This window comes from Bradyrhizobium sp. USDA 3397, from assembly GCF_054060965.1.
Map to the genome: position 1 here is coordinate 1,706,952 of NZ_JBSSDS010000001.1, position 18,420 is coordinate 1,725,371.

At 65.6% G+C, this 18,420-nt stretch carries 16 protein-coding genes; 7 read left to right on the forward strand and 9 right to left on the reverse strand.

The window, feature by feature from the left end; translation table 11 throughout:
* Positions 1–176 precede the first annotated feature (176 nt).
* Positions 177–890, forward strand: a complete 714-nt coding sequence (locus ACVWYQ_RS07940; RefSeq protein ID WP_404540478.1) for a DNA helicase — start codon at positions 177–179, stop codon at positions 888–890.
* Positions 891–935: 45 nt separating this feature from the next.
* Here the strand turns inward: ACVWYQ_RS07940 and ACVWYQ_RS07945 are convergent, their stop codons facing one another.
* Positions 936–1,355: a tautomerase family protein gene (locus ACVWYQ_RS07945; RefSeq protein WP_157280447.1), complete on the reverse strand. Its 420-nt coding sequence runs from the start codon at positions 1,353–1,355 to the stop codon at positions 936–938.
* Positions 1,356–1,466: 111 nt separating this feature from the next.
* On the opposite strand from ACVWYQ_RS07945, the gene ACVWYQ_RS07950 reads away from it, so the two are divergent.
* Complete coding sequence (locus ACVWYQ_RS07950) at positions 1,467–2,318, forward strand: LysR family transcriptional regulator (protein WP_404540476.1); 852 nt, start codon at positions 1,467–1,469, stop codon at positions 2,316–2,318.
* Positions 2,319–2,375: 57 nt separating this feature from the next.
* Here the strand turns inward: ACVWYQ_RS07950 and ACVWYQ_RS07955 are convergent, their stop codons facing one another.
* From ACVWYQ_RS07955 to ACVWYQ_RS07965, 3 genes are read right to left on the reverse strand one after another with little or no spacing between them, the layout of a single operon-like run.
* Positions 2,376–3,812: a TIGR01777 family oxidoreductase gene (locus tag ACVWYQ_RS07955; protein WP_456725567.1), complete on the reverse strand. Its 1,437-nt coding sequence runs from the start codon at positions 3,810–3,812 to the stop codon at positions 2,376–2,378.
* On the reverse strand, positions 3,809–4,474 hold the full coding sequence (locus ACVWYQ_RS07960; protein WP_456725568.1) for a DUF4166 domain-containing protein: 666 nt from the start codon (positions 4,472–4,474) through the stop codon (positions 3,809–3,811). Before ACVWYQ_RS07960 ends, ACVWYQ_RS07955 begins: the two co-directional genes overlap by 4 nt.
* Before the next feature lie 16 nt (positions 4,475–4,490).
* Entirely contained in the window at positions 4,491–5,048 is a 558-nt protein-coding gene (locus ACVWYQ_RS07965; RefSeq protein WP_271544356.1) for a GbsR/MarR family transcriptional regulator, read from the reverse strand.
* A gap of 136 nt (positions 5,049–5,184) precedes the next feature.
* Between ACVWYQ_RS07965 and ACVWYQ_RS07970 the strand changes: the two genes are divergently transcribed.
* Positions 5,185–6,702 (forward strand): PAS domain-containing sensor histidine kinase, encoded by a 1,518-nt coding sequence (locus ACVWYQ_RS07970; RefSeq protein WP_271544358.1) that lies wholly within the window; start codon positions 5,185–5,187, stop codon positions 6,700–6,702.
* A gap of 129 nt (positions 6,703–6,831) precedes the next feature.
* On the opposite strand, the gene ACVWYQ_RS07975 is transcribed toward ACVWYQ_RS07970, so the two are convergent.
* The 4 genes from ACVWYQ_RS07975 to ACVWYQ_RS07990 form a co-directional block, all read right to left on the reverse strand.
* A complete protein-coding gene (locus tag ACVWYQ_RS07975) occupies positions 6,832–7,131 on the reverse strand; it encodes an acylphosphatase (RefSeq protein ID WP_157280453.1) in 300 nt (99 codons plus the stop codon).
* Entirely contained in the window at positions 7,128–7,994 is an 867-nt protein-coding gene (locus ACVWYQ_RS07980) for an isocitrate lyase/PEP mutase family protein (protein WP_271544361.1), read from the reverse strand. Before ACVWYQ_RS07980 ends, ACVWYQ_RS07975 begins: the two co-directional genes overlap by 4 nt.
* Positions 7,995–8,158: 164 nt before the next feature.
* Positions 8,159–10,174 (reverse strand): acetyl-CoA carboxylase biotin carboxylase subunit, encoded by a 2,016-nt coding sequence (locus ACVWYQ_RS07985; protein WP_456725569.1) that lies wholly within the window; start codon positions 10,172–10,174, stop codon positions 8,159–8,161.
* A gap of 179 nt (positions 10,175–10,353) precedes the next feature.
* Positions 10,354–11,424, reverse strand: a complete 1,071-nt coding sequence (locus ACVWYQ_RS07990; protein WP_271544365.1) for a zinc-binding metallopeptidase family protein — start codon at positions 11,422–11,424, stop codon at positions 10,354–10,356.
* Between the two features lie 217 nt (positions 11,425–11,641).
* Between ACVWYQ_RS07990 and ACVWYQ_RS07995 the strand changes: the two genes are divergently transcribed.
* The 4 genes from ACVWYQ_RS07995 (at position 11,642) to ACVWYQ_RS08010 (ending at position 17,493) form a co-directional block, all read left to right on the forward strand.
* Complete coding sequence (locus tag ACVWYQ_RS07995; RefSeq protein ID WP_271544367.1) at positions 11,642–14,119, forward strand: hybrid sensor histidine kinase/response regulator; 2,478 nt, start codon at positions 11,642–11,644, stop codon at positions 14,117–14,119.
* Positions 14,120–14,271: 152 nt separating this feature from the next.
* Positions 14,272–15,522 (forward strand): arsenic transporter, encoded by a 1,251-nt coding sequence (locus ACVWYQ_RS08000; protein ID WP_271544369.1) that lies wholly within the window; start codon positions 14,272–14,274, stop codon positions 15,520–15,522.
* 145 nt (positions 15,523–15,667) lie between these two features.
* Complete coding sequence (locus ACVWYQ_RS08005; RefSeq protein WP_271544371.1) at positions 15,668–16,435, forward strand: SDR family oxidoreductase; 768 nt, start codon at positions 15,668–15,670, stop codon at positions 16,433–16,435.
* A 26-nt stretch (positions 16,436–16,461) separates the two neighbouring features.
* Positions 16,462–17,493: an L-idonate 5-dehydrogenase gene (locus ACVWYQ_RS08010; protein ID WP_271544373.1), complete on the forward strand. Its 1,032-nt coding sequence runs from the start codon at positions 16,462–16,464 to the stop codon at positions 17,491–17,493.
* Here ACVWYQ_RS08010 and ACVWYQ_RS08015 read toward each other — a convergent pair.
* Positions 17,483–18,367, reverse strand: a complete 885-nt coding sequence (locus ACVWYQ_RS08015) for a DUF3280 domain-containing protein (protein WP_404540464.1) — start codon at positions 18,365–18,367, stop codon at positions 17,483–17,485. The two genes, ACVWYQ_RS08010 and ACVWYQ_RS08015, sit on opposite strands and share 11 nt — an antisense overlap.
* Between the last annotated feature and the right edge of the window lie 53 nt (positions 18,368–18,420).

Consider the following 18,420-nt stretch of genomic DNA (forward strand, 5'->3'; position numbering starts at 1 on the left):
CGCGCCGCTCTCCGCCCGCCGCGGAATCAGCTACGCTTCATTTCGGTGCCGCCCACGCCTCCCCCCTCCGCCGGGAAAGCAGACCTCATGCCGGGCGAGTTGATCATCGGCCGACTGTTCGAGCGCCAGGCATCAGGAGGGGTTGCGATCCATGCTCGCAATGGGAGGTTTTGACGATGAAACTGTCTGCGCCCATCTACCATCTGAAGCGCAAGGCCAGGCGCCTGTCCCGCGAGGCCGGCATTCCGCTCCACGACGCGCTTGACCGCATCGCTGCGACGGAGGGCTTTTCCGCCTGGAGCATGCTCGCGGCGAAAGCAGCCGCACTGACGCCCGCGAGCAAACTGTTCCCGCAATTCCGGCCGGGCGATTTGGTGCTGGTCGGGGCCCGTCCCGGACTGGGCAAGACGCTGATGAGCCTCGAACTTGCCGTCGAAGCCATGAAGTCCGGCCATCGCGCCGCGTTCTTCTCGCTCGAATATACCGAGAAGGATGTGTTGGACCGCCTCCGTGCGATCGGCGTGGAGCCTGCACAGTTCGTCAAGCTGTTCGAGGTGGATTGCTCGGACGCAATCAGCGCCGATTACATCGTCAAGCAGATGGAAGCGGCGCCGCGCGGCACCTTCGTCGTGATCGACTATCTGCAACTGCTCGATCAGAGGCGAGAAAACCCCGACCTGACGGTGCAGGTGCGCGCGCTGAGGTCGTTCGCGCGCGACACGGGGCTGATCGTCGTCTTCATCTCGCAGATCGATCGATCCTATGATCCCGCAGCGAAGCCCTGCCCCGATCTCAGCGATGTCCGCTTGCCGAACCCGCTGGACCTGAAGCTGTTCGATAAAACATGCTTCATCAACAACGCCGAAGTGCAATTCCGCGCGGCGAGCTGATGGCTGCAGGCCGCGGGTGAGATGGCTCACCCGCGGCCTCTCGCATCACGCCTGCAGCGAAACCTCGAGCTTGCCTGCGATGTAGCGCCGCTCCTGAGACAGGCCGCCAAAGCCGTAGGCGTCGCCCTTGACCTCGTCGACATGCAGATAAGTCTCGGGATGCAGCGGCCCCAGGATCTCGGCCATGCGCTTGAACATGGCGGCGAGATAGGTTGCCTTCTCGTCCTTGGTGTTGGTGCCTTCGGTGACGTGGATATCGATCCAGTAGCTTGCAAGCTTCTGCTCGGCGAGCGACTTGCCGCCAGCGAACCAGTCGCCTGCCTCGACCGACTTCACGATGATCGCGGTCACCTTGGGATCCTTGTGCAGGATACTTGCTGTGAGCGCGGATACCGCGCTCGCGATATCGGCCTTCAGCGAGGGGGACTGGCGGGACGTGGTGTAAGACACGGTGATCAGGGGCATTGTCTTTCTCCTCGATATGCCGCGCAACTTGCGCGGCGTCGGGAAGAAACTAGACCTGCCGCTGTCATTTTGGTATCTTATCAATATTGATATCAGTGATAACAGATTATAATGACCGCCACACTCGACATCGCTACCGTCCAGGCCTTCCTTCTGGTCGCCGACCTCCAGAGCTTTACGCGTGCGGCCGAAGCACTCGGCACGACGCAGGCCGCGGTTAGCCTGAAGCTGCAGCGGCTGGAGACCGTACTGGACAAGCGCCTTGTCGAGCGCTCGCCGCGCGCAGTCCGCCTTACCGCCGATGGCGCCGCGTTCCTCGATCGCGCCCGCGCGCTGATCGCGGCGCACGATCTCGCATTGTCGGGCGGCGCGCCGGCCGCGCAGTCGCTCTCGCTCGGCATCTCCGATCACGCCGCAGGGCCCGAACTGGTGCCGCTACTTGAGCGCCTGCATGCGATGTCGTTGAACCTCACCCTCGCCGTCACCATCGGCTTCTCACGCGAGATGCAGGATGCCTACGATTCGGGCGAGCTCGATGCGGTAATCGTGCGCCAGGAAGGCAGCCGCCGCGGCGGCGAGAAGCTGGCTGAGGACGAGTTCGGCTGGTTCGCCGCACGCCGCTTCACGCTGCCGAAGGGCGAACCATTGCCGCTTGCGACCCTCGCCCCACCCTGCGGGGTGCGCGCCGTCGCCGTGCGCGCGCTCGACAAGGCCGGCATCGCCTGGCGCGAGCGCTTTATGGGCGGCGGCGTCACGGCCGTGGTCGCAGCCGCACTCGCCGGTCTCGCCATTGCGCCGCTGGCGCGACGGATCGCGCCACCTGGGTTGATCGACATCGGGCCCACGCACAAGCTGCCGAAGCTCGGCAGCTCGAAGGTGATGCTGCATTCGAAGATCAGCGATCCCGCGAAACTTGCCGCGCTGCGTGCGGTGGCGGCGACATTCCGGAGCCTGGCAGCTTAGGGCGCCAAGCCAACCTCGCCTTGTTCGTGCGCAAGTCGCGCAAGGCATATCATCACCTCACAGGATCGCCTCGAACGCGCTGCGCAGCGTCTCGTGGCGGAACACGAAGCCGCGGCTCAGCGCCTTGTTCGGCAGCACGCGCTGGCCGCCAAGCAGAAGCTCGTCGGCAAAGCCGCCGCCGATCCGGCGCAACAGGCCGCCGGGAATGCGGAACACGACCGGCCGGTGCAGGCGGCGGCCGAGCTCTTCGGTGAATTTCGCATTGGTGACGGGGATCGGCGCCGTGGCGTTGACGGGACCCGACAGATCCGGCGTCGCGATCAGATAGGCGATCAGCCGGATCAGATCGTCGCGCTCGATCCAGGACATCCACTGCCGCCCGGTGCCGAGCGGGCCGCCAAGGCCGAACTCGAACGGCGTCAGCATGCGCGTGACGAAGCCGCCTTCCGTGCCGAGCACGAGGCCGATGCGCAAATACACCACGCGCACGCCGAGCTCCTCCGCCGGCCGCGCCGCTGTCTCCCAGGCCGCGCACAGCTCGTGGCTGAAGCAGGCATGCGACTTTGCCGATTCCGTCAGCACCTGGTCGGCCCAAAGGCCGTACCAGCCGATCGCGGAGCCGCTGATCAGCACCTCTGGCTTGCGCGCGAGCCGCGCGATCAGCCTGACGACCTCACCGGTCGTGTCGATGCGCGAGCCGACGATCTTCGCACGCTTCGCATCGGTCCACAGGCCGTTGCCGATCGGCTCACCCGCGAGATTGACTATGGCGTCGATCTGTATGTCCGAGGCGAGCTGATCGAGGCTGGTGATCAGCGTCACCGGCAGCGGCAGCATCTCGGCTTTCGCAGGATTGCGGATCAGTGCGATGACATGGTGCCCTGCCCCGCTGAGGCTTGCCGCAAGCCGGCTGCCGATGAAGCCGGTGGCGCCGGTGATTAGCACGGTCTTGCGGCCTGGTAGCTGTTCGACAAGCCCGGCCGCCGGCGCGCTTCGCATGCGGCCGAGCCGGCGCATCGCCGCAAAATCCCTGATGCCGCACAGTGCCGCGCCGACTGCGCAGGCCGTCGCGGCGATGCTGAGCAGACCCTGATAGACGACGATCACGCCGACGGGCTGCATCGCCCAGGCGATCAGGACGGGCATCAACAGCACCAGGATGGCGCCGTAATTGATCGCAAGCAGCGTGTGATTGATGCGCTCGCTCGGCGGCAGCTTGCGGCTCAGATCCTCCTCGACGAAATCCATCAAGGTGATGACGATCTCGGCAACCAGCACCGCGACGATCAACAGCGCCAGCACGCCGTGCACCTCGAGCCAGCCGAGCACCAGGAACAGCAGCGCATAGAGCATGTTGCGGATGCCGTGCAGCTTCAGCTCGAAGCGCTGTGATGGCCGCCAAGCCAGGCGCTCGGTCAGTTCGTGATGATAGAAGGTGTCGAACACGCCCATCACGATCTGGATGGCGATGAGTGTCCACAACAGCGGCGTCATGATACGGCCTCCCTGAACAGGACGGATTGATGGATCAGCGCGCCGCGACGCGGGTGAGTGACATCGAGGGTGAAGCGGAAGGCGCCCTCGCCGAGATCTCGATGTGTCACGATGAGCTCGCCCGGCGTCAGCCAGCGCGGCACCGGAAGCCACAGCCGTCCAAGCTGGAGGCCGTAGCCGGCGCTGCGAAAGATTAGCACCTGATCCTCGACCGCGATGCGCAGCGCCATCGACACGCCGAAGCCGACATATTCCTCGAGCCCGGTTGGGCCGGCAAAACGCTTTGCGGAATGGATCACCTGAGGAAAGCCGCGCTTGCGCGCGCAGATGCGTGTCCAGGTCTGGCCGCCGGTCGCGCCGTCCTCGGTGACCGTGACGATCAAGGGCATGCCGATATCGCGGCCGGTCGGCAATGGTCCGCCGATCAGGCGTGCGGCCTGCGCAAACCACCAGCCGAAATCGCTGAAGGCGATCTCGTCGACCACGCCGACATAGACGATAATGTCGCCGTCGGCGACGCGTTTCGAGAAGCGGCGCCAGGTCGCGAGCGGCAGGCGGCCCCAATCCTCGTCCGACAGCAGCGTGCGGAAACGCCGGTCGTCGAGCAGTCTTACGTGAGCGGAGGTCGATGCGTTGGAGCCCGATAGTCTTGCCGACGTCATCGCAACCTCCTCGATCCTATTTGACCTTGCCGATCGGCAGCAGGTTGGCGATCTTCTCGCCAAGCCGCATCAAGGCGACCAGCCGCGGCCGCGGCACCTTCAGCATCTGCATGAACCAGTGGTCGGCGAGTTCGGTGAACGCCAGCATCTCCTTCAGGCGCTTGGCAGCGACGGGACTGATGCCGGGATCGTCCGTGGCATCGGACACGCAGGCGCGAAGCGCCGCGATCGCCGGGTCGATCTCCCGCTCCTTGCGCCGCGCCGCGATCCTCGCGGCGATCTCCCAGATGTCGGTCTCAGCCTCGTAATGGTCGCGGCGGTCGCCCAGGATCGGCACCCGCCGGATCAGATTCCAGGCGAGCAGCTCCTTCAGCGAGTTGGAGACGTTGGACCGTGCCATGCCGAGCGTCTCGGCGATGTCCTCGGCCGTCATCGGCGCCTCGGCGAGATAAAGCAGCCCATGAATCTGGCTGACCGAGCGGTTCACTCCCCACTCGTCCCCCATGTCGCCCCAGTGCAGGATGAAGCGCTCGACGGCAGCAGGGAGTTTCTTCTTTCCGGTTATTTCTGTCATGACAGAAATATCTGACGAACTCGCCTTCTTGTCAAGACGCCTTGCATGCCGCCCGTCAGTCCTGCCTAAAAATGTCCCACAGAGCGGGAACCATCCCGCAATTGGCGCGTTTGCTCCCGTCGAGGCGGGGTCCGGAATGGCCGAAAAGTTCAGTCAACAGAGAGACCTGTTCGAGAGCGAGCGCAGTTTCCGGCTGTTAGTTGAGGGGGTTGCCGACTACGCCCTGTACATGCTCGACCCCAACGGGGTCATTACGAGCTGGAACATCGGCGGCGAACGCATCAAGGGTTATTCCCCCGAGGAGATCCTCGGCCAGCATTTTTCCCGTTTCTACACCGAAACCGACCGCGCCAACGGCAAGCCGGCGCGGGCGCTCGGAATCGCGCGCGAAAAGGGCCGGTACGAGGAGGAAGGCTGGCGCGTCCGCAAGGACGGTACGTTCTTCTGGGCGAGCGTCGTGATCGACCCGATCTACGAGGACGGCAGGCTGATCGGCTTCGCCAAGATCACACGCGACATCACAGAGCGCCGCAATGCCCAGCTCAAGCTCGAGGCGATGCAGAGGCAGTTGGCCGAGTCGCAGAAATTCGATGCGCTCGGGCAGCTCACCGGCGGGGTCGCCCACGACTTCAACAATCTTCTGATGATCATCAGCGGCAGCCTTCACATCCTGAAGAAGGGCGCTGCCGACGATCCCAAGCTCGAGCGAGCCATCTCGGCGATCGACACCGCGACCAAGCGCGGCGCAGCGCTGACCAACCAGCTTCTCACCTTCGCGCGGCGACAAAGCGTCAACCCGCAGGCAATTGATTTTAGCGAACGCATCGCAGCCATTCGCGAGGTGCTCGACGCGGGCGTCGGCAGCTCCGTGCGTCTCGCTTTCGAGATCGACTCCGACACCTGGCCGATCAAGGCCGACGTCTCCGAGCTCGAGACCGCGCTGCTCAACCTCGTCATCAATGCGCGCGACGCGATGCCGGACGGCGGCACGGTGACGATAGGTGCGCGCAACGTCATGCTGAACGAGGCCCCCCTCATCGGCGATTTCGTCGCAATCGACGTCCGCGATACCGGGCTCGGAATTCCTTCCGATGTTCTCGACAAGATCTTCGAGCCGTTCTTCACGACCAAGCCGATCGGAAAGGGCACCGGCCTCGGCCTTTCGCAGGTCCACGGCTTCGCCCACCAGGCCGGCGGCACGGTGAAGGTCGCGAGCGAGCTCGGCAAGGGCACGACATTCACCATCGTCCTGCCGCGCGGCACAGATGTGCCGTCGCGGGAGGTACCGGAAGTGGCGTTCCGCGGCAGCGGCACGGTGCTGCTGGTCGAGGACAATCCCGACGTCGCGCTGGTCAGCATCGGTCTTCTGGAGCAGCTCGGCTACCGGGTGCGCCGTGTCGCCGATGCCGAAGCGGCATTGCGCGAGCTCGAGAGCGATGGCGTCGATTTCGTGTTCTCGGACATTGTCATGCCCGGCAAGATGGACGGCCTCAGCCTCGCCCATCACCTCCGTCAGATCCGTCCCGGCCTGCCGATCCTGCTCGCCACCGGCTACAGCGAGGTCGCCGCCGGCGTCCGCGGCGATTTCCCGATCCTGCGCAAGCCTTATGAGATCCACGAGCTGAGCGAGGCGATCGCGAAATTGCCGAGGTGAATGTTCACCGCTTACCAAGGCCAACTCGCCGTCATGGCCGGGCTTGTCCCGGCCATCCACGCCTGGACACGTGCACCAAGAACGTGGATGCCCGGGACTAGCCCCGGCATGACGATCGCTTGTGAACTATCACACCGTCGGCAGCACCGAAAATGCTTCCCCTGCCCTGCGCAAATTCAGCTCATCCACGCTTGCCGTCTCGCTGGTGACACTGTCGACGCGCGAGGATGGCGGCCCGTGGCGGCACAGCGCGACCATGTCGGCAACGTGCGTCGGCGCGCCGGCGAACAGCGCTTCCACGCTGCCGTCACGGCGGTTGCGGACCCAGCCTTCGAGGCCATACGCGGTGGCCTGAGACTCCACCCAGGCTCGATAACCGACGCCCTGCACGCGGCCGCGGACCATGACTTGGAGAATCGCCCGGCTCATGGCTTCGATCCGAGCAAATCGGCGCTGCGCGCCTTGACCGCGGCCTCGCGCGTAACGCGGGCCATCAGCTCCGACGATGCCAGGCCCTTGAGGCTTTTTGGCGCCATACCCTCGCGCAACGCCTTCTGCGTCTCGTAGACGGCTTGCGTCGCGGCGGCGATCGGCGCATGGCCCTGCAGCGCGATGCGCACGCGCTGGCCCTGGAGATAATCGAGCCCACTCAATTCCTCCGGCGCGCCGCCGAGCACGATCGGCAGCCGCGTGGCGGAGACGATGGCCTCGAGCTCGGCGCGCGACTTGATGCCGGTGAAAAACAGCGCATCGACGCCGGCGGCCTCATAAGCCTGGGCGCGGCGCACCGCATCCTCGATCGAGGTGATCGCGGCTGCGCCTGTGCGGCCCATGATGACCAGCGAGGGATCGCTGCGGCCCGCGAGCGCCGCCTTCATCTTGCCGACGCCTTCCTCCAGCGAGATCAGCTGCGCCTTCGTCTCACCGAATGCCGCGGGCAGCAGCGTGTCCTCGATGGTGAGGCCCGCCGCGCCTGCCGTCTCCAGCTCCTGCACCGTGCGGCGCACGTTCAGTGCGTTGCCATAGCCGTGATCGGCATCGACGAGCACCGGCAGCGCCGAGGCCCGCGACATCCGCCGCATCTGCTCGGCGAGCTCAGTGAGCGTGATCAGCGTGACATCGGGATCGCCGAGCACCGCGAGCGAAGCCACCGATCCGCCGAACATGCCGAGCGGAAAGCCGAGATCCTCGGCAATGCGGATCGAGATCGCATCATAGACCGAGCCGGGATGGACGCACGTCCCGCCCGACAGGATCGATCGCAGTTTCTCGCGGCGGGAACGAAAGGCCATGGTTGCCCTCCCAATTATTGCGACGCAGCCGCAACGTACTCCGTCATTGCGAGCGCAGCGAAGCAATCCAGTGTCTTTCCCTAGCGGCGGTCTGGATTGCTTCGCTGCGCTCGCAATGACGGTGAGCTTGGGGCCCGGCAAGACCCCCACTCACATCTTTTATCTTACGCAAACTCCAGGATCAGCGCGTCGACCGCGAGTGTCGCGCCGGCGCTGGCGTGGATCTTCTTCACGGTTCCGTCCTGCTCGGCGCGCAGCACGTTCTGCATCTTCATGGCTTCGACCACCGCCAGCGTCTCGCCGGCCTTGACCTCCTGCCCCTCGCTCACCGCGATCGAGACGACAAGGCCCGGCATCGGGCAGAGCAGCTTCTTGCCGCTGTCGGAGGCCGTGGTCACCGGCATCAGACGCGCGGAGGCCGCCTCGGCCTCGGTCCAGACATAGACCGGCACCTCGACGCCCTGATGCGCGAGGCGGATGCCGTTGGCGATCGGGCGGGCCTGCACGGCCACGAACTGACCGTCGATGGTGCCCTGCCAGACCGGATCGCCCGGCTTCCACGGCGACTGCAACAGATGCGTGTTGCCGGCCTTGCCGTCGGCGTCGATGAAGCGGATCGCGATCGCCTCGCCTTCGCGCGCGACCTCGAGCAGGATCTCCTGGCGGTCGAGCCAGACCGCGCGACGCCGCTCGCGCTGCACGACGCGGCCGCCCATCTGGCCGGAAATCTGCCGCTTGCGCGCTCCGAGCACGTGATCGATCGCGGCGCCGACCGCGGCGATGCGACGCGCGACCTCGCCCTCGGGCACACGCACCGCAAAACCCTTGGGGAATTCCTCGGCGATGAAGCCGGTCGAGAGCCGTCCCTCGCGCCAGCGCGGATGATGCATCAAGGCCGACAGGAACGGGATGTTGTGGCGGATGCCATCGACATAAAACGAGTCCAGTGCAGTCGCCTGCGCCTCGATCGCCGCCGCGCGCGAGGGCGCATGGGTAACGAGCTTGGCGATCATCGGATCGTAGTGGATCGAGATCTCGCCGCCCTCCTGCACGCCAGTATCGTTGCGGATGGTGATGCCGTCGTGGCTCGCTTCCGCCGGCGGACGATATTTCACCAGGCGTCCGATCGAGGGCAGGAAGTTGCGGAACGGATCTTCGGCGTAGAGGCGCGATTCCACCGCCCAGCCGGTCAGCGTGACGTCCTTCTGCGCGATGGCGAGCTTCTCGCCGCTCGCGACGCGGATCATCTGCTCGACGAGATCGATGCCGGTGACGAGCTCGGTGACGGGATGCTCGACCTGGAGGCGAGTATTCATCTCAAGGAAGTAGAAGCTCTTGTCCTGGCCTGCGACGAACTCGACCGTGCCGGCGGAATCGTAGTTCACGGCCTTGGCCAGCGCGACCGCCTGCTCGCCCATCTTGCGGCGGGTCGCCTCGTCCAGCAGCGGCGACGGCGCTTCCTCGATGACCTTCTGGTTGCGGCGCTGGATCGAGCATTCGCGCTCGCCGAGATAGATCACGTTGCCGTGCTTGTCGCCCAGCACCTGGATCTCGATGTGGCGGGGATCGACGATGAACTTCTCGACGAAGACGCGGTCATCGCCGAACGAGGCCTTCGCCTCCGCCTTGGCGAGGTTGAAGCCCTCGGCAACCTCGGCCTTGGAATGGGCGATGCGCATTCCCTTGCCGCCGCCGCCGGCGGAGGCCTTGATCATGACGGGGTAGCCGATCTCGTCGGCGATCCGCACCGCGTGCTTGTCGTCCTCGATGACGCCGAGATAGCCCGGCACGGTCGAGACTTTTGCTTTTGCGGCGGCCTTCTTGGACTCGATCTTGTCACCCATTGCGGCGATCGCGCCGGGATTCGGGCCGACGAAAACGATTCCTGCGGCCTCCAGCGCCCGCGGAAACGCCTCGCGCTCGGACAGGAAGCCGTAGCCGGGATGCACAGCCTCGGCGCCCGCCTTCCGGCAGGCCTCCACGATCTTCTCGATCACCAGGTAGCTCTCGGCCGCGGCCGGCGGGCCGATCAGCACCGCCTCATCGGCCATCTCGACATGGAGGGCATCGCGGTCGGCCTCGGAATAGACCGCGACCGTCTGAATTCCCATCTTGCGGGCAGTCTTGATGACCCGGCAGGCGATTTCGCCGCGATTGGCGATCAGAATGCGTTTGAACATGCTTTTCTTGAGTCTCGACCTTGGGCGGGACCCTTCCCTGGCCGTTGGGGCCTTTGGGAGGGGCCGTGTGGCTCCCGTGGTACATCAAAATGGGCCGGAGGCAACGGTCTAAATCGGGCCGCCTTTGGCGTACCAGCGCAAGACCGAAATGCGCCGGGCGCGCCCGCCGTGCGGCATCCCTAGGGCTTCCCGACCTTGGCCGCGTCCCGGACCAGGTCATGAATGAAGCCCAGCTTGCCGACCACCGCGGGCGACAGGATGAAAGGATAGAGGTCGCGCAGGCCCATGGCGCGGTTGACGCTGTTCATGGCGAAGGTGAAGGGCAGCCATGCGTTGACCAGCACCTCGACATCTCTCGCCTCGTACGGGTTGAAGCGGATGCGCGCCGTCAGCTCCCCGTCGCGGTCGACCTTGGGACGCACCTCCATGCCGAACTCGGCGGCCATTTCCAGGGCATCGACGATGTGGAGGTAATGCGCCCATGTCTCGGCAAAATCCTCCCACGGATGCGTCGTGGCATAGGCCGAGACGTAGTTCTGCTGCCAGTCCGGCGGCGCGCCCTCGGCATAATGGCGCTGCAGTGCCTGGCCGTAATCGGCGCTATCGTCGCCGAAGACGGCGCGGCACTGGTCGAGCTTGCCGCCATCGCGCACCAGAACATCCCAGAAGTAATGTCCGACCTCGTGGCGGAAATGCCCGAGCAGCGTCCGGTAGGGCTCTCCCATCTCGAGCCGGCGCCGCTCGCGCTCGATGTCGTCGGCCTCGGTCAGCGCGATCGTGATCAGGCCGTTGTCATGGCCGGTCATGACCTTCTCGCCGCTGTGCGGATCGTCGGCGAGGAAGTTGAAGATCAGGCCATGCTCGGGATTGTCCTGGCGGGTCTGGAGCGGCAGCTTCCAGCGGATCAGGGAATAGAACAGCCGGTGCTTGGCCACCTCCAGCTCGCGCCAGCCGGCGAGCTGCGCCGGATCCGAAAGGTTTGGCACTGTCCCATTGTGGCGGCAGGCGCGGCAATAGCCGGTGCTATCGCCTGCGTCGGTCAGCCAGTTGCAGGCGTCGTACTCGGCATTCCGGCACAGCATCCGGCTCTCGCCCTTGTCGGCGAGGATGCTCCAGGCCTCTCCGTCGGCCTCAATCGCCGACATCGTCTCCTTCTCTGGCAGGAAGGCGATCCGATGGCCGCAGCGTTCGCAGGCGCGGTTCTCGAAATAAAGGACGTTGCCGCAGGCCTGGCAGATAAAGAGCTTCAAGATTTAGCCTCGTGGGAAAGGAAAGCTTATGAGCGCGCTGGTACGTCGCGACGACGCCTCAATCCGCCGATCGTTCCAGTATTCGGAACAAATTGCCATACCGGACGTTACCCTCGCGTACTTCTCCGCGTTCAGGCGCGCGCCCCCATTTCCCGGCACCACCTGCCCTCTAAACAATGGCCATCACGCTCCGTCTGTGTGAATATCGGTCCGGCACGTGCGCACCTGCATGACAACGGCCGATGCCTTGAACGATCCCTTGCCCGAGACCATCGCCGCCGAAAGGCTGCGCCAGCACCTCGAAGACGTCGCGCGCGAGCGCGACAACGCCTATCGCGCGCTGCAAGAGCGCGAGGCCGAGCTGGCGCGCATCCAGCGCATCGGCAAAGTCGGCGGCGTCGAGGTCGATTTCCGCGAAGGCTTCAAGAACCGACGTTCGCCCGAATATCTGATGATCCACGGCCTTCCGCCGGAAGCCGCCGAGGAGTCGCACGAGGATTGGGTCAACCGTATCCATCCCGACGACCGCGACGCCACCGTTAAGCATTTCTTCGAAGCGCTCGCCGGAGCGAGCGAAGACTATAGCGCCGAATACCGCATCGTCCGCCCCAGCGACGGCGAGACCCGCTGGATCCGCGTAGTCGCAAAGATCGAGCGCGACAAGGACGGCCGCGCCATCCGGCTCGTCGGCGCTCATATCGACATCACCGATCAGGCGCTGGCGCGCGAGACGCTGCGCGAAAGCGAGGAGCGCTTCCGGCTGATCGCCGACAGCGCGCCGGTGCCGATCTGGGTCACCAAGCTCGACCGCAAGCGGTCCTTCGCCAACCAGGCCTATGTCGATTTCGTCGGCCTGCCCTACGACCAGGCCATCGACTTCGATTGGCGCAAGGTGCTGCATCCCGACGACCTGCCGCACGTGCTGCAGCAATCCGTGCAGGGTGAAGCGTCCCTCAAACCCTTCGTGCTGGAAGCGCGCTACAAAAACGCCGGCGGCGAATGGCGCTGGCTGCGCTCGGAATCGCAGCCGCGCTGGGATGCGACAGGCAAGCATATCGGCTTCATCGGCGTCGCCCACGATATCACCGTCGCCAAGCAGGCGGAGATCGAGCTCCGGCAACTCAACGAGACGCTGGAAGAGCGCATCGCCCAGCGCACCGCCGAGCTCGAAGCCAACGAGGCGCGGCTGCGCGCGATCCTGGAGACCAGCAATCAGTATCAGGGCCTGGTCAATCTCGAGGGCCAGCTGGTCTACGCCAACAAGACCGCGCTCGCCGGCATCAAGGCGAATTCCGCGGACGCGGTCGGAAAGCCGTTCTGGGACACACCCTGGTTCACCGGCACGGAGGGCATGAGTGCCGCCGTGCGCGAGGCCTTCGACACCGTGCTCAAGGGCGAACCCGTGCGGCTGGAGATGCGCCTGCGCCTTCCGATCGGCGAGCGCGATTTCGACTTCGGCATGCGCCCCGTGCTCGACCGCCACGGCAACATCACCGGCGCCGTGCCCGAGGCGGTGGACATCACCGAGCGTCGCCGCGGCGAGGAAGCGCTGCGGCAGTCGCAGAAGATGGAGGCGATCGGCCAGCTCACCGGTGGCGTCGCGCATGACTTCAACAATCTCCTCACCATCATTCGTTCCGCGACCGATTTCCTGCGCCGGCGCGAGCTGCCGGAGGAGCGCCGCCGACGCTACGTCGATGCCATCTCCGAGACGGTCGAGCGCGCCTCCAAGCTGACCGCTCAGCTTCTGGCCTTCGCGCGCCGGCAGCCGCTGAAGCCGCAGATCTTCAACGTCGGCAGCCAGGTCGAGGGCGTGGCGCAGCTGGTGCGGCCGCTGGTCGGCGCCCGCATCGATATCGCCGTGGAGCTTCAGGATGCCGATTGCTTCACGGTGGCCGACATCGCCCAGTTCGAGACCGCGCTGATCAACCTCGCCATCAACGCCCGCGACGCCATGGATGGCGAAGGCCGCCTCACCATCGCCGTGCGCAAGGTCTCGGGAATACCGAGCCTGCGCGCACAATCGGCGCGCCGCGGCGACTATGTCGCGATCTCCGTCACCGACACCGGCAGCGGCATCGCGCCGGAACATCTCGACTCGATCTTCGAGCCGTTCTTCACCACCAAGGAGGTCGGCAAGGGCACCGGCCTCGGGCTCAGCCAGGCCTTCGGGTTCGCAAAGCAGTCCGAGGGCGACATTGCGGTGACGAGCACGCAAGGTGAAGGTACCACCTTCACCATCTACCTGCCGCAGGCGCAAAGCCCCATCACGGAGAAGGAAGCCGCGGCCCTGAGCCACGAGGCGGCCACGACCGGGCGTGGCTATCGCGTGCTCGTGGTCGAGGACGACGACGAGGTCGGCCGCTTCTCCACCGAGCTCCTGGAGGATCTCGGCTATGTCGTCCGTCGCGTCGCCAATGCCAACGCGGCGCTGGCGATCCTCGGCGAGAATGAATTCGCCGTGGACCTCGTGTTCTCCGACGTCATCATGCCCGGCATGAACGGGGTCGAGCTCGCCGGCATCATCCGCGAGCGCTATCCGGGCCTGCCCGTGGTGCTCACTTCCGGCTACAGCAACGTGCTGGCCGAGAACGCCCACCGCGGATTCGAGCTGATCCAGAAGCCGTATTCGGTCGAGTCGCTCTCGCGAATCCTGCGCAAGGCGATCATGGAGAAGTTATCGGTGGCAAGGTGAGCGTGGGGTTCTCGCCAAGGTGCCACATACTCCGTCATTGCGAGCGCAGCGAAGCAATCCAGACTGTTACCGCGGCAAGACTCTAGGGGAAGACAGCCGTTCCCGCATCGGTTATCGATGCCGAATGACTGACCGAATCTCAAGGACTGACCGTGCCGTCTGACGCCATCTGGGCCTGGAGCATCATCGCCGTCGCGACCGCCTGCGTCATCATCCGGCCCTTATCCCTGCCCGAAGCGATATGGGCCGCTATCGGCGCGAGCGCCCTGGTGCTATCAGGCCTGCTGCCATGGCAGGACGCGCTTGTCGGCATCGAGAAAGGCCTCGACGTCTATCTCTTCCTAATCGGCATGATGCTGATCGCCGAGCTCGCGCGGCTCGAAGGCTTGTTCGACTATCTCGCCGCGCTTGCGGTGGAATACGCACGTGGCTCGCCGCAGCGGCTGTTCCTGCTGATCTATCTCGTCGGCACGCTCGTGACCGTGCTGCTCTCCAATGATGCGACCGCGATCGTGCTGACGCCGGCCGTCTATGCCGCAACGCGCGCAGCCGGCGCGAAGCCGCTGCCTTATCTGTTCGTCTGCGCCTTCATCGCCAATGCCGCGAGCTTCGTGCTGCCGATCTCCAACCCCGCCAACCTCGTCGTGTTCGGCGCGCGCATGCCGCATCTGACGGAATGGCTGCGCCTGTTCGCCTTGCCCTCGGCGGCGTCGATCCTGCTGACCTACATCGTGCTGCGCCTGACCCAGCACCGCGCGCTGAAGGAAGAGACGATCGCGCACAGCGTGCCGCATCCCAAGCTCAGCCGCGGCGGCAAGCTCACCGCAATAGGCATCGTCGCGATCGGCGTCGTGCTGGTCACCGCGTCTGCGCTGGACAAGCAACTGGGCCTGCCGACCTTCATTTGCGGCGTGGTGACAGCCGCTCTCGTGCTGCTGCTCAGCCGCCAGTCACCACTGCCTATGCTCAGGGGCGTATCGTGGAGCGTGTTGCCGCTCGTCGGCGGGCTCTTCGTCATGGTGGAGGCGTTGATCAAGACCGGCGTGATCGGGCAGCTCAGCGCGTTGCTGCACCAGGCGGTGGCTCAATCGGTCCCGCAGGCGGCCTGGAGCGTCGGTATTGCCACCGCGCTCGCCGACAACATCGCCAACAACCTTCCGGTCGGCCTCGTCGCCGGCTCGGTCGCCGCCAGCGATCATCTGCCCGCGCCCGTGGTCAGCGCCATCCTGATCGGCGTCGATCTCGGCCCCAATCTGTCGGTCACCGGCTCGCTCGCAACAATCCTCTGGCTGGTGGCGCTCCGGCGGGAGAAGATCGAGGTCGGTGCCTGGCCGTTCCTCAAGCTCGGCTTCCTGGTGACGCCGCCGGCCCTGATCGCGGCATTGGCGGCTGCAATCTGGTGAGAGATCGCCCGTGCGCTCGAGCCCTACAAGCCGGCCTGGTACCAAAACCCGATGGAAGGACCCGGCCTTGGCGTCGACCTCCTGCTTCCGTTTTCGAGCGCACCGATCTACCGTGCGCCGCTCCAACGTCTGAGGAATTCTTGAGATGAGCACTTCCCTCTTCGATCTCTCCGGCCGCACCGCGCTCGTGACCGGCTCGTCCCGCGGTCTCGGCCGCGCCATCGCCGAAGGCATGGCCAAGGCCGGCGCGAAGATCATCATCAACGGCGTCGATCCTGAGCGAGTCGAGCAGGCCGTCGCCGAGTTTCGCAGCGCGGGCCATCAGGCCGAAGGTGCCGCCTTCAACGTCACCGATGAGCCCGCAATCGTCGCCGCCTTCAACGAGTTCGACAAACAAGGCCTCGCCGTCGATATCCTCGTCAACAATGCCGGCATCCAGCACCGCAAGCCGCTGGTGGAGTTCACCACCGACGAATGGCGCAAGGTGATCGAGACCAATCTCACAAGCGCCTTCGTGATCGGCCGCGAGGCGGCCAAGCGCATGATCCCGCGCAAGCACGGCAAGATCATCAATATCGGCTCGCTTGGCAGCGAGCTCGCCCGCCCCACCATTGCGCCCTACACCGCGGCCAAGGGCGGCATCAAGAACCTGACCCGATCGATGGCGGTGGAATGGGCCCAGCACGGCATCCAGGCCAATGCGATCGGCCCCGGCTACATGCTCACCGACATGAACGAGGCGCTGGTCAACAACACCGATTTCAACAATTGGCTGATGGGCCGCATCCCCTCCAAGCGCTGGGGCAAGCCGGATGAGCTGGTGGGCGCCGCGATCTTCCTCGCCTCGGATGCCTCCACCTACGTCAACGGCCAGATCATCTATGTCGATGGCGGCATGATCGCCGCGATGTGACCGCCAAGACTACGAAGGAGCAAGCCATGCGCGCCGTCGTCATCCACGCCCCGAAGGACCTGCGGATCGACAACTATGCCGATCCCGCCCCCGGCCCTGGCGAGGTCCGCGTCAAGATCGCCAATGGCGGAATCTGCGGCTCCGATCTGCACTACTATCATCACGGCGGCTTCGGTGTCGTGCGGATTCAGCAACCGATGGCCCTGGGTCACGAGATCGCCGGCGTCGTCGCTGACGTCGGTGACGGCGTCGCCAATGTCAGGCCGGGCACGCGCGTCGCGGTCAACCCGAGCAAGCCGTGCGGGGCGTGCCTGCATTGCCAGGAGGGCATGCGCAACCAGTGCCTCGACATGCGCTTCCTCGGCAGTGCGATGCGCTTTCCCCATGTGCAGGGCGGCTTTCGCGAGTTCATCACGGTCGACGCGACGCAGGCCGTGCCGATCTCAGACAAGCTGTCGCTGGCGGAAGCCGCGGTCGCCGAGCCGCTTGCGGTGTGCCTGCATGCCGGCAAGCAGGCCGGTCCCCTGCTCGGCAAGCGCGTGCTGATCACCGGCTGCGGTCCGATCGGCGCGCTGATGATTTTGGTCTCGCGCTTCGGCGGCGCGTCGGAGATCGTTGTCACCGATGTGGCCGACGCCCCGCTCGCGGTCGCGAAAAAGCTCGGCGCCACGCATGCCATCAACGTCGCGACCAATGCCACTGCGCTCGATTCCTGGCGCGCCGGCAAGGGCGTGTTCGACACGCTGTTCGAGGCCTCCGGCAACCAGGCCGCGCTCCGCACCGCGCTCGACGTGCTGAGGCCCGGCGCGACGCTGGTGCAGCTCGGCCTCGGCGGCGAGATGACGCTGCCGATCAACTCCATCGTCGCCAAGGAATTGCAGCTGCGCGGCACATTCCGCTTCGATCCCGAGTTCGAGCTGGCGGTGCGCCTGATGGGCGAAGGCCTGATTGACGTCAAGCCGCTAATCACGGCCACCATGCCGTTCGAGAACGCGGTCGCCGCCTTCGAGCTCGCCAGCGACCGCGCGCAGTCGATGAAGGTCCAGCTTACCTTCTAGGCGCGTCCTTGGCCTGTTGCCCCTCGATCAGCCGGTCGGTGACCAGCCGCACGGCCCCGCGCTTCCACGAATAGTCCGCGCCCATGCGCAGTCCGCTGTCGCCGCGCGCCAGCACCGCGCCTGTCCTGGCATCGCGCACCTGGAAACCAAGCGTGTATTCGGTGCGGCTGACGCGGCGCACTACGCCGATCAGTGATTGGTCCGCGCCGAGCTTGCGCGCAATGGAGGCCTCGCAGCCGCCGCAATCCCGCAAAGCGCCGGCCTTCCCCGCCTCTGCGCCGACCTCGACGATGCGGTAACGGCCGGATTGGCCGAGCGCCTCGCGCACACCGCCAGTGACCTCCGCGAGATATGACGAATCCGACGCAGCGGACGCCCCCGCTGAGGCGGCCGTCATGTCCTCGAGCTCGAAATCGAACACGGCCAGCGCGACCGGCGCAGGCGCGCCGAGCGCGGCCATGACCTCGCGGGACACGAACATCTGGGCGCGCTCCCATGCTTGGTCATTGTCGCCGCGGAAGCTGTAGAGCTTGTCCAGCACGAGCGTCTTGGCGCCGACGTCGATCACGGCGACCTTGGCCCATTGCACCAGCGTGCTCGTCTTCTGAATGCCGCCGACCACCTTGAACACCGCTCCGTCCTGGGCGGATCGCACCAAGCGGTAGCGCTGGTCTGCCTCAATGTCCCTTCGAAGCGCGGCCATGAACGCCGCCAGCCGCCGCTCGTGGGCCGCGGTCTGGTCGGTCGGCTCGCCCGAAGTATCGGTGTAGCTGAAATCGTCCATGGCGACGCCGATGGCGGCCTGCGCAGCGAGGGGCGAGCAAGAGAGGACGAGGAGGAGACAGGCAGAGAGAACCAGCCGGCAGCGGTGCATGAACGGACCTCGTGGATGCAACGCAAATCTGGATGGGCCGCCTGAGGCCCCGC

Excerpts from the sequence above, each read along its gene's own strand:
- ACVWYQ_RS07960 (WP_456725568.1), bottom strand. The coding sequence starts at position 4,474 with ATGACGTCGGCAAGACTATCGGGCTCCAACGCATCGACCTCCGCTCAC.
- ACVWYQ_RS07950 (WP_404540476.1), top strand. The coding sequence starts at position 1,467 with ATGACCGCCACACTCGACATCGCTACCGTCCAGGCCTTCCTTCTGGTC.
- ACVWYQ_RS07940 (WP_404540478.1), top strand. The coding sequence starts at position 177 with ATGAAACTGTCTGCGCCCATCTACCATCTGAAGCGCAAGGCCAGGCGC.
- ACVWYQ_RS08015 (WP_404540464.1), bottom strand. The coding sequence starts at position 18,367 with ATGCACCGCTGCCGGCTGGTTCTCTCTGCCTGTCTCCTCCTCGTCCTC.
- ACVWYQ_RS08010 (WP_271544373.1), top strand. The coding sequence starts at position 16,462 with ATGCGCGCCGTCGTCATCCACGCCCCGAAGGACCTGCGGATCGACAAC.
- ACVWYQ_RS07985 (WP_456725569.1), bottom strand. The coding sequence starts at position 10,174 with ATGTTCAAACGCATTCTGATCGCCAATCGCGGCGAAATCGCCTGCCGG.
- ACVWYQ_RS07945 (WP_157280447.1), bottom strand. The coding sequence starts at position 1,355 with ATGCCCCTGATCACCGTGTCTTACACCACGTCCCGCCAGTCCCCCTCG.
- ACVWYQ_RS08005 (WP_271544371.1), top strand. The coding sequence starts at position 15,668 with ATGAGCACTTCCCTCTTCGATCTCTCCGGCCGCACCGCGCTCGTGACC.
- ACVWYQ_RS07980 (WP_271544361.1), bottom strand. The coding sequence starts at position 7,994 with ATGGCCTTTCGTTCCCGCCGCGAGAAACTGCGATCGATCCTGTCGGGC.
- ACVWYQ_RS07970 (WP_271544358.1), top strand. The coding sequence starts at position 5,185 with ATGGCCGAAAAGTTCAGTCAACAGAGAGACCTGTTCGAGAGCGAGCGC.
- ACVWYQ_RS07975 (WP_157280453.1), bottom strand. The coding sequence starts at position 7,131 with ATGAGCCGGGCGATTCTCCAAGTCATGGTCCGCGGCCGCGTGCAGGGC.
- ACVWYQ_RS07955 (WP_456725567.1), bottom strand. The coding sequence starts at position 3,812 with ATGACGCCGCTGTTGTGGACACTCATCGCCATCCAGATCGTGATGGGC.
- ACVWYQ_RS07965 (WP_271544356.1), bottom strand. The coding sequence starts at position 5,048 with ATGACAGAAATAACCGGAAAGAAGAAACTCCCTGCTGCCGTCGAGCGC.